General features: G+C 31.4%; 17 protein-coding genes. 4 read left to right on the forward strand and 13 right to left on the reverse strand.

Going from position 1 to position 14,043, the window contains the following annotated elements; genetic code table 11:
• Positions 1-3 precede the first annotated feature (3 nt).
• Genes trmD through ffh form a run of 3 tightly spaced genes read right to left on the reverse strand, consistent with a single transcriptional unit; the run spans position 4 to position 2,572 of the window.
• Entirely contained in the window at positions 4-690 is a 687-nt protein-coding gene (gene trmD, locus AC5SL9_RS06255; protein WP_006997655.1) for a tRNA (guanosine(37)-N1)-methyltransferase TrmD, read from the reverse strand.
• A gap of 8 nt (positions 691-698) precedes the next feature.
• Positions 699-1,199, reverse strand: coding sequence for a 30S ribosomal protein S16 (gene rpsP / locus AC5SL9_RS06260; RefSeq protein ID WP_494573990.1), 501 nt, complete (start codon positions 1,197-1,199; stop codon positions 699-701).
• Between the two features lie 14 nt (positions 1,200-1,213).
• Positions 1,214-2,572, reverse strand: coding sequence for a signal recognition particle protein (ffh, locus tag AC5SL9_RS06265; protein ID WP_494573991.1), 1,359 nt, complete (start codon positions 2,570-2,572; stop codon positions 1,214-1,216).
• Positions 2,573-2,731: 159 nt separating this feature from the next.
• Between ffh and dapF the strand changes: the two genes are divergently transcribed.
• The gene (dapF, locus tag AC5SL9_RS06270; protein WP_006997652.1) at positions 2,732-3,556 is read left to right on the forward strand and encodes a diaminopimelate epimerase; all 825 of its coding nucleotides are present in this window, start codon (positions 2,732-2,734) and stop codon (positions 3,554-3,556) included.
• Positions 3,556-4,473, forward strand: coding sequence for a signal recognition particle-docking protein FtsY (gene ftsY, locus AC5SL9_RS06275; protein ID WP_271616582.1), 918 nt, complete (start codon positions 3,556-3,558; stop codon positions 4,471-4,473). Before dapF ends, ftsY begins: the two co-directional genes overlap by 1 nt.
• On the opposite strand, the gene AC5SL9_RS06280 is transcribed toward ftsY, so the two are convergent.
• From AC5SL9_RS06280 to AC5SL9_RS06315, 8 genes are all read right to left on the reverse strand, one after another.
• The gene (locus AC5SL9_RS06280; RefSeq protein WP_494573992.1) at positions 4,466-5,029 is read right to left on the reverse strand and encodes a hypothetical protein; all 564 of its coding nucleotides are present in this window, start codon (positions 5,027-5,029) and stop codon (positions 4,466-4,468) included. The genes ftsY and AC5SL9_RS06280 overlap by 8 nt on opposite strands.
• A gap of 58 nt (positions 5,030-5,087) precedes the next feature.
• On the reverse strand, positions 5,088-5,981 hold the full coding sequence (locus AC5SL9_RS06285) for a DMT family transporter (RefSeq protein WP_006997649.1): 894 nt from the start codon (positions 5,979-5,981) through the stop codon (positions 5,088-5,090).
• Between the two features lie 12 nt (positions 5,982-5,993).
• Complete coding sequence (locus AC5SL9_RS06290; RefSeq protein WP_006997648.1) at positions 5,994-6,173, reverse strand: hypothetical protein; 180 nt, start codon at positions 6,171-6,173, stop codon at positions 5,994-5,996.
• Positions 6,163-7,500, reverse strand: a complete 1,338-nt coding sequence (locus AC5SL9_RS06295; RefSeq protein WP_271625843.1) for an amidase — start codon at positions 7,498-7,500, stop codon at positions 6,163-6,165. The genes AC5SL9_RS06290 and AC5SL9_RS06295 overlap by 11 nt, the downstream gene beginning before the upstream one ends.
• 10 nt (positions 7,501-7,510) lie before the next feature.
• A complete protein-coding gene (locus AC5SL9_RS06300; RefSeq protein WP_006997646.1) occupies positions 7,511-8,872 on the reverse strand; it encodes a TRAP transporter large permease in 1,362 nt (453 codons plus the stop codon).
• Positions 8,862-9,446, reverse strand: coding sequence for a TRAP transporter small permease subunit (locus AC5SL9_RS06305; RefSeq protein ID WP_011281580.1), 585 nt, complete (start codon positions 9,444-9,446; stop codon positions 8,862-8,864). The genes AC5SL9_RS06300 and AC5SL9_RS06305 overlap by 11 nt, the downstream gene beginning before the upstream one ends.
• A 91-nt stretch (positions 9,447-9,537) precedes the next feature.
• The gene (locus tag AC5SL9_RS06310) at positions 9,538-10,698 is read right to left on the reverse strand and encodes a TRAP transporter substrate-binding protein (RefSeq protein ID WP_006997644.1); all 1,161 of its coding nucleotides are present in this window, start codon (positions 10,696-10,698) and stop codon (positions 9,538-9,540) included.
• Between the two features lie 164 nt (positions 10,699-10,862).
• Positions 10,863-11,609: a DUF4198 domain-containing protein gene (locus AC5SL9_RS06315; protein ID WP_494573993.1), complete on the reverse strand. Its 747-nt coding sequence runs from the start codon at positions 11,607-11,609 to the stop codon at positions 10,863-10,865.
• A 55-nt stretch (positions 11,610-11,664) separates the two neighbouring features.
• Here AC5SL9_RS06315 and AC5SL9_RS06320 point away from each other — a divergent pair, with 55 nt between their 5' ends.
• Both AC5SL9_RS06320 and AC5SL9_RS06325 read left to right on the forward strand, forming a co-directional pair.
• Positions 11,665-12,783: a HupE/UreJ family protein gene (locus AC5SL9_RS06320; protein WP_494573994.1), complete on the forward strand. Its 1,119-nt coding sequence runs from the start codon at positions 11,665-11,667 to the stop codon at positions 12,781-12,783.
• An 11-nt stretch (positions 12,784-12,794) separates the two neighbouring features.
• Complete coding sequence (locus AC5SL9_RS06325; RefSeq protein ID WP_494573995.1) at positions 12,795-13,184, forward strand: hypothetical protein; 390 nt, start codon at positions 12,795-12,797, stop codon at positions 13,182-13,184.
• A 9-nt stretch (positions 13,185-13,193) separates the two neighbouring features.
• Here the strand turns inward: AC5SL9_RS06325 and AC5SL9_RS06330 are convergent, their stop codons facing one another.
• A complete protein-coding gene (locus AC5SL9_RS06330) occupies positions 13,194-13,571 on the reverse strand; it encodes a c-type cytochrome (RefSeq protein WP_006997640.1) in 378 nt (125 codons plus the stop codon).
• 8 nt (positions 13,572-13,579) lie between these two features.
• Positions 13,580-13,975, reverse strand: a complete 396-nt coding sequence (locus AC5SL9_RS06335; RefSeq protein WP_006997639.1) for a hypothetical protein — start codon at positions 13,973-13,975, stop codon at positions 13,580-13,582.
• Between the last annotated feature and the right edge of the window lie 68 nt (positions 13,976-14,043).

The raw sequence follows: 14,043 nt of genomic DNA on the forward strand, positions 1-14,043 counted from the left end.
AAATTAATTTTTCTTATATTTTTCCCATAAATCTGGTCTTCGGACGCGTGTTATAGCCTCTGATTGTGATAAACGCCAGTCTTTAATTTTGTTGTGATCTCCTGATAATAGCACTTCTGGAACGCTTTTTTCCTCCCAAATTTGAGGTTTTGTGTATTGAGGATACTCCAAAAGTCCGTTCTCAAAACTCTCATCATGCTTTGATTGTTCATTTCCTAAGACACCTGGAAGCAATCTTAGAACACTATCTAGTACAACAAATGCTGCTGTTTCACCTCCAGATAAAATAAAATCTCCTATGCTAAGTTCTTCTATATTCCTTGTAGATAACAACCTTTCATCAACACCTTCAAAATGACCACAAATTAAACTAATAGATTTTTCTTTAGACAGTTCTAGTGCTAATTTCTGATCAAGCTTTTTTCCTTTTGGTGATAAATAAAAAATTCTTTCTCCTTCTTTTTTATTTTCATCAAGAGATTTTGCTAAAATGTCAGCTTTCAACAGCATTCCAGATCCACCTCCAAAAGGGGTGTCGTCTACTGTTTTATGTTTGTCCTCAGCAGCCTCTCTAAAATTTACAACTTTTAAATCCCAAATTTTATTTGTTAAAGCTTTTCCATATAGCCCTTTATTTAAAGGGCCAGGAAAAAAATCAGGATAGAGTGTGAATATCTGAGCTTGCCACATGAATCCAACTATTTAGCTTCTTCCTTTGGAGCTTCTTCCTTTGGAGCTTCTGCTGCTGGTGCTGCTTCTGCTTTAGGAGCTTCTTCCTTTGGAGCTTCTGCTGCTGGTGCTGCTTCTGCTTTAGGAGCTTCTTCCTTTGGAGCTTCTGCTGCTGGTGCTGCTTCTGCTTTAGGAGCTGCTGCTGGTGCTGCTTCGTCTCCTTCTTTTTTTCTTTCTTTTTTAGGAATAGCTTTACTTGGATTACTACCGTTTGCAGGCATTGCTATAATACCATTTTCACCTAAAATTCTTGCAACTCTAGTAGTTGGTTGAGCACCTTGACCTAACCAATATTTAATTCTTTCTGCTTCTAGTCCTACTCTTTCTTTTTTATCTTTTGGTAAAAGTGGATTAAAGAATCCTACCTTCTCAATAAATCTTCCATCTCTTGCACGACGACTGTCAGCTATAACTACTTTATATACTGGTCTTTTCTTTGTTCCACCTCTTGATAGTCTTATTTTTATCATTTTTTTTCCTTTTTTTATTTAAGTTGATTTAGTAGCTCTGGAGGTATTCCTTTATCAGACATACCCTTCAGGTTTCCTTTTGACATCTTCTTCATCATTTCAGACATCATTTTAAATTGCTTAAGCAATTTATTGATAGTGGCCGCATCTGTTCCAGAGCCATTAGCAATTCTTTTTTTCCTAGAACCATCTATGATTTTAGGATTCCCTCTTTCTTTTTTGGTCATAGACAAAATTATTGCTTCGTTTTGAGTAATAATACTTTCATCAATTCCCGCAGCATCCATCTGTGACTTCATCTTTGAAACACCTGGCATAAATGACATTATTCCTTCTATACCACCCATTTTTTTCATTTGTCTTAGTTGGGATAGATAGTCCTCCATTGAAAATTGTCCTTTTTTCAAATTTTCTTCAGCTTTTTTTAAATTTTCTTCACCAAGATCTTCTGCTGCTTTTTCTACAAGGGAAACAATATCTCCCATTCCTAGTATTCTATTTGCTATTCTATCTGGATGAAAAACTTCTAAGTTTTCTATTTTTTCTCCTACCCCTAAAAACTTAATTGGCACTTGAGAAACATATTTCATACTAAGAGCTGCACCACCTCTTGCATCACCATCGGCTCTAGTTAAAACAATACCTGTTAAGTTTACCGTATTTTTAAATTCTTTTGCAACTTCTGCAGCAACTTGCCCTGTTAAAGAATCTGCAACTAAAAATGTTTCAGTTGGATTGATTATATTCTCTATTTGTTTAATTTCGCTCATCATCTGAAGGTCAATTTGAGTTCTACCAGCTGTATCAAACAATATAATTTCTGCTCCATTTAAGCTTGCAGCACTAACTGCTCTTCTACAAATGTCTGCTGGTAATTGTCCTTCAATTATAGGGAGTGTTAAAATATTATTTTGTTCTCCTAAAGACCTTAATTGTTCTTGGGCAGCAGGCCTGTAAACATCAAGGCTAACCATCATTATCTTTTTCTTTTTATTTTTTTCTAAGTATTTGGCTAATTTTGCTGTTGTTGTAGTTTTACCAGAACCTTGAAGACCAACTAGCATCATTGGAACTGGCGGAACTGCATTTAAATTAATATCTGTGTTACTTTCGCCTAAAAGGCTTACTAGTTCATCATAAACAATTTTAACAACCATATCTCCTGGTGAAGTTGATCTGATTATCTCTTGACCTAATACTTTAGGTTTAACTTTTGTTATAAAATCTTTAGCTACATCTAAAGAGACATCAGCTTCTAAGAGGGCCTGCCTAATAGCCCTTAAGCCCTCATCTACTTGCTTTTCATCAAGTGAAGGTGTTTTTTTTAAAGAAGAAAAAATTTCTTCGAATTTATTTGTTAAGTTTTCAAACATATTTATTACGCACAGCAGTTTCGCACTAGTGGGCGAATATCGCTGACTAGTGTTGATCTCTTTGTTTCCAAAGACACCACAAATTTAACGTTTTTGTGGAAACGAAATCAACCTATAATAGAGGTTCAAAAAGTCAATAAATAAGTTAAATATCTGTATATGGATATTAAAGCATTTAAAATGGATGGTTTAGGCAATGATTTTGTAATTATTGATCAAAGAAGCCAAGATTTTAATTTAGATAAAGATCAAATAATTAAGATATGTGATCGTAGTTTTATTGGATGCGATCAACTCATCCTAATTAAGAAAAATAAAGAAATAGATGCAAATATAGAATTTTTTAATTCAGATGGAAGCATATCTGGTGCTTGTGGAAATGGCACTAGGTGTGTGGCAGATCTTCTATCAAAAGAAAGTGGTAAAAAAGAAATAACGCTCTTAACAACTTCAGGCTCACTAAAATCAAAAATTTTAGGAAATAATTTAGTCGAGACTGAAATTGGTATACCAAAAGTTAATTGGCAAGAGATTCCATTAAGTAAGCAGCTAGATACTCAAGACTTAAAAATTGAAATTATAGATAGAAATAATACCAAACATATTGGTGGAATAGCCATAAATGTAGGCAATCCGCACATAATTTTTTTTGTAGATGATATTGAAGCATTTGACTTAAAAAATATTGGTCCGAAAATTGAAAATCATCCTCTATTTCCTGAAAAATGTAATGTGACCCTGGCCAAAGTTATAAATAGAAATTTAATAAAAGTAAAAGTTTGGGAAAGAGGAGCTGGACTTACCAAGGCTTGTGGGACGGCAGCTTGTGCAACAGCTGTTGCAGCTAACATTAATAATCTGGTAGAAAAAACTACAGATATAGAGTTTGCATTAGGTAGTTTAACAATTTCTATTGATGAAAGAAATAGCATTCATATGAAAGGACCTGTGTCTGATATTAAAAATATCAACATTAAGTTGTAATGGGAATTTTTGATAAATTTAAAATTGGTTTTAAGAAAAGTGCTTCTACATTTACATCTGGTTTAAGAGATATAATTGTAAAAAAAGAAATAGATGACAAAACATTAGATCAAATTGAAGAATATTTGATTCAATCAGATGTTGGTCTTGTTGCAGCTGAAGAAATTAAAAAAATTATTGCTCAAGAAAAAATTGACCCCAAAAAAGATATTATGAATGAGGTAAACTTGATTCTTAGAAACTATATAGTTACTTTAATGAAACCTTTGGAAAATGAGAATTTTTTTAATAAAAAAGAAAAACTTAATGCAGTCCTAGTATCGGGAGTTAACGGGGTTGGAAAAACAACAACTATTGGAAAAGTTGGTAAAATTTTAAAATCTAATGGTAATAAAGTTATGTTTTCTGCCTGTGATACGTTTAGAGCAGCTGCTATAGAACAATTAGAAAGTTGGGCTAATAAAATTGATGTGCAAATTACAAAATCTACTCAAGGATCCGACCCGGCATCAGTTGCCTACAAGGCAATAGAAGAGGCATTAAAGAACGATTTTAACCATGTTTTGATCGATACGGCAGGGAGATTACAAAATAAAAAAAATTTAATGGAAGAATACAAAAAAATTGCCCATGTAACAAAAAAAATAGATCCAGATGCTCCTCACGATGTAATCCTAGTGCTTGACGCAACCTCTGGCCAAAATGTTATCAGTCAAGTTGAAGAGTTTAACAAAATTATACCTCTTACTGGTTTGATAATGACAAAATTAGATGGTACTGCAAAAGGAGGAATTTTATTAGCCCTTGCTAAAAAATATAAGCTTCCAATAATTGCTCTTGGACTTGGTGAAAAAGAGGATGATTTACAAATTTTTAATGCAGAAAAATTTGCAGAAGCATTTACTCAAATTAATTGATTAAATTATTCGAAATTAAAGGTTTATAATAATTACATTTATAATTTTCTTTTAATTGTGAGTGACCACAGTTTTTTGCGATCGATGAAATTATAAATTCAAATTTTCCACTAGAAGGATATTGATTTAACTTTTTATTAGTAATATCGAATTGAAAATTTTTATTAATATTTTTAATAGCACTAATCATAACTAATGTATTATTATCTTTTAATAAATAATAAGCAAAATCTTCAGGGAACACTGGAAAATCATACTCTTCTAAAAAAAATTTAGCCTTTGAAGGAAACCACTCGTATGAAATTAGAGGAAGTGAAGTTTTTGTTTTATAGTTATAGATATAAAGATCCTGAGGAAAATCAGTTATATAATTAGATTCTTCACCTCGTGCTAAAATAGGTTTTTCTCTAGTTTTAAAATAAAGACTAAAATTTTCATCATGTGAATTCATCTGACCTATATGAAAAAAATTATCTGCAGAATAATCTTTTTCATTCGCATAAGTAAAATTAGCTACAAAGATTATAATGAATAAAGTCCTAACAATTTTTTTCATACTTATCGTATAAATATGAAATTTGTAAATTATTTGTTTAGATTGTGGCTTAATTTATTTAAACTTTTCTCTTAACTATATATACCCCGCCAAAAACAAGGGCTGTCCCTATGTAATGATAATACTCGAGCTGCTCATTAAAGAATAAAACTCCATAAATGGCACTATAAACTGTAAAAATGTAAAGAGTAAAACCAGTTATAGATGCCCCAAGTTTTTTTTGCGCCATTGTGTACAAGGTAAAAGCTATAATTCCCGGTGAAATAGCTGCAAATAAAACCCACATAAAAAAATCAGAATTAAATACAGTTCTTACAAAAAAAGCCTCTTCGATTAGATAAAATGGGAGCAAGCTAACCACTCCAAAGAATGCAATCAAAGTAAATCTATCAAAAATTTTTAGATTAGTTTTCCAATAAAATAGATAGATAGAATAAAGAGCCCAACCTATTGCAGAAGCTAGCATCCAGAGGTCACCAATTGTGAATTTCAGACTAATTAATAAAGATAAATCACCTTTAATAATAATGGCAAAAACACCTATTAAACATGAAACTAGTCCAATAATCCTAAGAAGATTGATTTTTTCTTTAAAAAATAAACTTGAGATTATGATTATAAAAATTGGAGAAGAGGAATATATAATTCCCATGTTGGTAACCGTGGTTGTTTGACCAGCTAAAAATGGAAAAGCTCCACAAACTCCACAACCCATTGATCCAATGAAAAATATTCTTTTATATTCTTGTTTTACAAACTTAAAATTTTTTTTTAAAGAACTGTAGGTAAATGGTAGTAATATTAAAAAAACTGCAGTCCATCTCCAAAAAGCTAAAGATATTGGAGGAACATACTCAACCCCACCTCTTGCAACGATTAAGTTGCTAGCCATAAAAATTGGTTGAATAAATAATAATAAAAAAGGTAAATAGCTATTTTTAGAATTACTCACTTAAAGGAAGATTTAATTCTTATCGAAAAAAGCCTCGTAGAACATCATATAAATTGCTACTGCCATTAAAATATATACTGGTAATATATCCCAAAATCCTATCATTGAAGATCTAGTTAAAGTTGTTGCAAGACCTATAAGAAATAATGTTGCAAGACCTGATCCTAATAGAGTTGTTATTTTATTTAGCATATTTTTTACAATTTTTTTCTAGCCAGTTGGCTACACCTAGAAATCTTAAATCATCTAGCTTGTCTCCAATTAACTGTATACCTAATGGTAAATTATTTTCTCCAACAAGTAAAGGTAATGAAATAGATGGTAGACCCATATAAGTCCAAATAGTACAAAATTCAGGGCTACCAGTGCTCTTGAGACCCTTAGGTGCAACCCCTGCTGATGATGGAGTTAACACCCCATGGTAATCTTCAAAAACCTCTTTATAAGACTCATAACTTCTCTTCATAAAATCTATCGCTTCAGCATATTCTTTGGCTGAGTATTTTAGTCCTCTTTCAATTGCACTGACCATTTCTTTAGAAAGATGTTTTTTTGATTTTTTATAGTAACCTTGAAAATTATTTGCCATATCTGTTTCATGAATTATTTTATGATATTTTGGAATATCATCAAAATAAGAAGGGGTATCGAATACTTCAATATTTTTTTTAAAAGTTTTTATAAAGAACTCAAAAGATTTTTGTGACTCTTTATCAATATTTTTCCAATTTTTAGTTTTATAAAAAATAAATTTTGGCTCATAAAGTGGTCCTTTTTTACAAACAGTTAACATTTCATCTGCCGCATAATGAATAGTTGATGGATCGTATAAATCTTTTTTTATTAATGATTTTGCAAATAGGGCAACATCTTCTACCGTTTTTCCGAACACTCCGATGTGATCTAATTTATCAGATTGTCTCATCACTCCACTTCGTGAAATCAACCCATAAGAGGGCTTATAACCAACAACTCCACAGTAAGAAGCAGGTCTAATAATTGAGCCGTTAGTTTGTGATCCAATTGATAATGGTGCCATATGTGCTGCTATAACAGCCGCAGAGCCACTTGATGATCCTCCAGGTGTTCTTGAATTATCATGTGGGTTAGTAGTTTTGCCTGGGTGAAAATATGCAAGTTCAGTGGTTACAGTCTTTCCCATTACTATTGCTCCCTCAATCTTAAGTAGATTAACAACTTCAGAATCTTGTGAGCTTGGCATTTTTTTTCTGACAGGAGAACCACATTCAGTAGGCATTTCAAAAGTACCTATTATATCTTTAACTGCTATTGGTAGACCGTGCAAAGACCCAAGAGGTTTTCCTGATTTTCTATACTCATCTGCTTCAGCAGCTTTTTCTAAAAGCTTTTTTTTATCAAAATGTTCCCACGCCTTTACATCTTTTTCAAATTTTTCAATTCTCTCAATATATTGATTACAAACCTCTACTGAAGAAATCTGACCCGATTTTAAGTGCTCAACTAATTTATTAGTTGTTAGAGTAAATATATTTAACATTTTAAATTATTTAGTTTGCAAATAACGTTTCTGGTAGCCACAAAGCAATACCTGGAAACATATACATAAGAAACATAGCAAATATTACTATTCCTAAGAAAGGCATAATTCCGGCAAATATTTCCATCAATTCAACATTTTTCTTTTGAACGCCCTTTAAGTAATAAGCGGACATAGCCATGGGAGGTGTTAAAAATGATGTTTGTAAATTTAGAGCGATTAACATTGCAAAGAAATATGGATTAACATCAAACACCTCAAGTAAGGGTAAAAATATTGGAACAAATATAATTAGAATTTCAGTCCATTCTAATGGCCATCCTAAAAGAAAAATTATTACTTGAGTAATAATTAAAAATTGCCAAGTTGATATTTCAATTGATGTAAAAAAATGTTCAAAAATTTCATGACCACCTAGATAAGAAAATACAGACGAAAAAGTCCAAGAACCAATGAATAACCACATAATCATCGCTGTAGTTTTTGCTGTTAGAAAAACAGATTCTTTAAAACTTTGCCATTTAAGTGTTTTGTAAAACCAAGATAACAATATAGCACCAAATGCTCCTGCTGCTGCTGCCTCTGCTGGCGTTGCTATACCTGCTAAGATTGTTCCAAGAACTAACATAATTAATCCAAAAAGAGGAACAAAAGAAACTAATACTTCTTTTAAAATTTCAGCTCGTGGCGGAATATCTTCTGCTCTTGGCTTAGGTGCAATTGATGGTTGGAGCCAAGCTCTACCTACTGCATAAGCTATATAAAGTCCTGCAAGTAAAAGTCCTGGAAAAATTGCTGCAGCAAATAATCTCAAAGGAGATAACTGAGCTATTACTGAATAAACAATTAACATGATACTAGGTGGAATTAAAATACCCAAACATCCACCCGCACAAATTACTCCTGAAGCAAATTTTTTATCATATCCTGCTTTAACCATTGCAGGCCAAGCAAGTAGACCCATTAGGGTTACAACGGCACCAATAATTCCTGTGGCTGTAGAAAATAAAGTACATGTTATTAGAGCAGCTACTGCCATTGAAGCTGGCAATCTGTGAGCTGCAAGTCTTATTGCAAAAAATAATTTTGATACAATTCCAGCTCTTTCAACTAGATACCCCATAAATAGAAATAGTGGGACGGCGGTGAGCACGTTATTATCCATAACGGTATAAGTATTTTTTACAAATAAAGAAAATATCCTATTATCAAATATGTGATCCATTAAAGCAGGATCGTAATAAGCATAATATCCAAAACCTATTCCCATAGCCATTAAAGTGAAGGCAATTGGAAAACCTAATAGCACCGCAAATAAAAATATCCCCATCATGAAGATGGCAACTTCTGGATTTGTTAAACTAAATAACATCTTTTTGATCCTCGTCCTGCGCTGTTCTCATTAAAATTTGTTCTGTTTCTTCTGCAACAACCATTCTTGCTGGCCAATGTCCAGTTTTAATACAAATAATTGCTCTAAATACTTCGGCTATTCCCTGAATAACTAAAAATACTCCCGCAGCTGGTATTAAGGATTTTACCATATAAATATTAATTTGTGCTGGGCTACTCCAACTAGTTTCTTTTATCTTCCAAGCAAGTGCAGCATATTCATAGCCATAAAATGCTAAAGACACGACACCAGGAAAAAAGAAAATAAAATAAAGTACTAAATCAATATAGCCTTGTGTTCTTGGTTTAAATAATCTGTAAATTACATCTCCTCTAACATGAGATTCAGTTGCTAAACAATAAGCACCTGACATCATTAATATTGCACCATACATCTGCATGCTAAAGTCAAAATTCCAAAGTGTTGGCTTATTAAATACATAGGCCATCATAACTTCATAACAAGTTCCACCCATCAAAATAACTATACACCAAGAAAAAGCCTTACCTATCGAGGTGCTTAACGTGTCAGCTAATTTTATGTAGGCTCTCATCATGATTTGAATAGGATACTCTAATTTTGTTAAAAACTGTACTATAAAAAAAGGGGGCCGAAACCCCCTTCTTAAATTATTAAAAAGTTAATTAGATTTTAACTTTTCCAATTGGTCCAAACTCATTTTCATAAGCTAGTTTGTAATTAGGCTGATTCATCAGCAAGTACTTCATTACTTTCTTAGCGTATGCTTTTTGAGAGTCTACCACTTTTTTGAAGAATGCATCTTTTCCAGAGAATTCTCCAACAACTTTATCCCAACCTTTTAACTGTTCAGCTAAAATAGCATCAGATGTTTGGTAAACGTTAACCTTATGTGTGTTCATCAAATCAGCTAAACTGTCAGAATATCTAACAAGTGCTTTGAAGTAGTTATCTGAGTTAGCAGCATAAGCAGCGTTCTTCAAGATAGCTTGATGAGCAGGTGAAAGGCTGTTCAGTCTCTTCGTGTTCATAGGAATTTCAAACATCTCTTGAGATTGGTGGAAACTTCCTAAGTGATAGTGTTTAGAGACATCTTGCATTCCAAACTGTGAGTCTGATGTTGGGTTGTTAAACTCAGCAGCATCGATCAAACCAGTTTTCATTGCTGGTTGGATTTCACCACCTGGTAATTGTCTTACGACCATTCCCATAGCAGTTAAAACGTTAGTCGCTAGACCAACTGTTCTATACTTCATACCTTTAACATCAGATACTTTAGTTACATTCTTTTTGAACCAACCAAAAGGTTGTGCTGGCATAGGCATATGAAAGAATCCAGTGTAGTTATATCCAACACTAGCTACTGCTTCTTCATATAATTTTCTTCCTCCACCATACTCCATCCATCCCATAACTTCTTGAGATGACATTCCGTATGAAGGACCAGTTCCAAAAAGTGAAGCTGCAGCGTTTTTACCGTACCAATACGCAGTCACCCAGTGACCCATATCAACGATTCCATCGCTTACCGCCGCTCCGATTTCTGAAGTTTTAACAATTGCGTTTACAGGCTGAAGATCAATTTTAAGTGATCCACCTGACATATCGCTAACCATGTTACAGTAGTCTTGCGCCATTTCAAAAAAGATGTTTGCGCCTGAAGGCCAAGCAGCTTGCATCTTTAATACAGTAGCGTGAGATCCTGCAGTTGCAATATTTGGCATTGCAACAGTTGCTGCAGCTACAGCACCAGCTTTAGCAGCAGTCTTAAAGAACTTACGTCTTGAAGAAGTTGAATTCTTCAATGATTTTTTTTCTTTAATCATTATTTTTCTCTCCTTGTTATTTATATTAGTTAATTAACTGGTATGATTTTAAGCACAAAACAAAATCAGAGTCTAATGAATAGTGTTTAGTTTTGTTGAAAAAACACTTGTTATATAAGGCTAATTCAATGGTACGACTATTATAACTACAACTTAAAATTGCATTATTTTTTAAATGTTAAGCTTGCCCACAAGCTAAACCAGTCTGATTTATATTTTAGTTTTTCTATATAATTTGCTTTGTCCAACTTAACTGCACTCAATAAATAGGTTCTATTTTCAAAAATCCTTATTTTTCCTACTCCATTTGGGTTTGTTTTTACAATTTCCTTGTAGCTATTTTCTTCATCTCTACTGAAGATAGTAATTTGCCAGTTTTCTAGAGGATTGCCCTTTTCAAATAGTTGAAACTCAAATATCTCCTCCTTTAAGTTATATGGTGAAGTTAAAGCAATAATCTCAAAGTCTAATTTTGGCTTTTGAATAAAAAAACTTTTATTACCATTTGTCATTAATGCTTTTGCAAATCTTCGATAACTCTCTGTGGGCAGCTTATTTTTATCAAATTTTTCTAAAGTGCTTTCAAAATTTTGCTCTTTTAAGAAATCTTCAAACTTTTCAATAGATTCGTATTTTAAGAATTCATAATTTGTTTCATAATTTAAAATATGAAAACCTTTATCTAAAATTAATGTTTGAATTGCAGGAAAATTTCCATCTCTTTGAGGTAAATTTATTACTTTATTTTTGTTTTCTAAATATAAATTTTTTTTATTTGGATCATAGTAACCAAATGGAGAGCCATTAAAATTTTGGCCTACCTTAATATGTATCTTGGACACTTCATTATTATTAAATTTAAAATTAATTGGCTCAAGCCATAATTCATGTGCGTATGAATTAAATTTCAAAAAAGTAATAAATAATAAGACTACAAAAAAATAAAAAATCTGCTTTAATAAGTTAATGTTTTTTAAGATATTTATATTTTTATTATTTTTCATACAATCATCTTATGCTCATGAATTGCGTCCAGCAATTGCAAATCTCAATATTTATGAAGAAGACAATATCACAAATGCCACTTTATCAATCCGATTAAATCTTGAGGCTATTATTGCAGAAGTAGACATAAATCACTCGAATACGAAAGAATCTAAACAATCTGATAAATATGAAAGCTTAAGAAATATGAGTGCAGTTGAGTTGCTTGAAAAATTTAATTCTAAAATAAAAAACCTTCAAAACAAAATTTATTTAATATCAACTAACTCTAATTATAACTTAGTTCTACTGAATATAGATATACCTGGGGTTGGAAATACCAACGTTGCTAGGGATACTATTGTTGATTTTGATATTCAAAATATAAAGGATGAAGACTTAAAATTTTTTTGGGACAAAAATTTAGGATCAATTATTTTACGAGTTAATTCTCCTAATAATGAAGATTTATATTCAAAACTAATCGCGACTAGTAAAAAATCAGACTGGTTTAACCCTAAAAATAAAAAAGAAGTAGATTTTTTTGATAATATCAGATCATACACTCATTTAGGGTTTAAACACATAATACCCAAAGGTTTAGATCATATCTTGTTTGTATTAGCCTTATTTTTGTTAACACCCAAAATAAAACCTTTACTGCTACAGGTATCAATATTTACATTGGCTCATACAATTACTTTATTTTTAGGTGTATTAAATTTAATTAAAATTCCATCTGTTATTGTGGAGCCTATTATAGCTTTATCTATTTGTTTTATTGCTATTGAAAATTTATTTACTGAAAATATAAAAAAAACGAGACCTTATATAATTTTTATTTTTGGATTACTTCATGGTTTGGGTTTTGCTGGTATTCTAAATGAAATTGGAATTTCAGATGGATTATTTATTTCAAGTCTAATTTCTTTTAATGTGGGTGTTGAACTTGGGCAAATTAGTGTAATTTTTTTATCTTATGTTTTTATAGCATTGTTGTTCCAAAAAAGATTATGGTATCGTAATAAAGTTACAAGACCTCTTTCATTAATTATTGCATCCATTGGTCTTTATTGGTTTATTCAAAGATTATTCTTTTAAATAAAATTGATATGAAATATTTTTTTATATTGTTTATACTTTTTTTACCTTTTAATTCTTTTACAGAAGAAAAAAAACTAGAACATTTTTGTAAAATGGACACTAAATTTTATGAGACAGACAAAAATGAATGGAGCCAAAAAACTATAGACTATGATTTTTATATTTCAAATAATGATGAGATTAAAATTTTTGATAAAGAAGTAAAAAGATATCTTTTTTCTTTAGAAATTATCCTGAATAATGAAAAAGCTTTAGTTGGTCATTTTTTAAATGAAAAGATGATTAATACTTTTACGTTTAATAAAATTACTCGTTATGCAAAATATTCTAATACTTATTATAATAAACAAGGTGGTGGACAAATAGGTGTTGGTGTATGTTTTCCAAAAACAGTTTAATTGCTTAACTTAATTCGGTTCTGATAATTCTATCTCTGGATCAAATACTTTAACTTTTATTCTTGAATACCATTCTGAAACATTTTCAATATCTTCGTTTGATAGCATCTGAGCTATCATGGTCATTTGAGGATGTTGTAATTTTGCAGACTTATAATTTTTAAGCTTTATTTTTAGATAATCTCTTTCTTGTGCATATATATTTGGTACTGCACCAGAATTTCCACCAGATTCGGCTTTACCACTCACACCATGACAACCAGAACAAATATTTTGGGCAATTTCTTTACCAGCTTTAAGTGTTTCCGTTAAATTAACTTCTGCAGCTAATTGAGGGGTACTCAAAAGTGATAAAGAAAATATAGCTAATATAATTAATTTCTTCATACTCTTTATTAATTCATCCGAGTATGGCTAATAATTTTAATAGCTTCTACAAGTTTTGCTTCACCATCCCTTAATTTTCCAGCATCACAAAGGGCTTTACCCTCATCTTTAAGGGCATTTATTTTTGTTAAACTTGAATCTGTATACTGATACTGTTTTTTTCCATAAGGTCTTTCAGATTCTTTCCAAATAGACTTTTGATAATATTTACACAGATAATCAGGAGCGTTTAATGATGCCTGATATTCTTTTTCAGTAATACATTTACTTCTTACAATTTTATATTCTCCATCCTTTGTCCAAGTACCAAAACCTGTGCATACTTTTTTTTCATCTGTATTTGCAAAGCTTACTCCCGTGCAAATTGCTAAAAATGATATAATTATTAAAATTTTTTTGATCATAATTGTTTCCTTTAAATTTTTGTTTAAAAAAAAGGACCGGAGATTAAGCCGGTCCCTAATTTATATTT

The sequence above is a fragment of the Candidatus Pelagibacter sp. PS_37 genome (assembly GCF_059417825.1).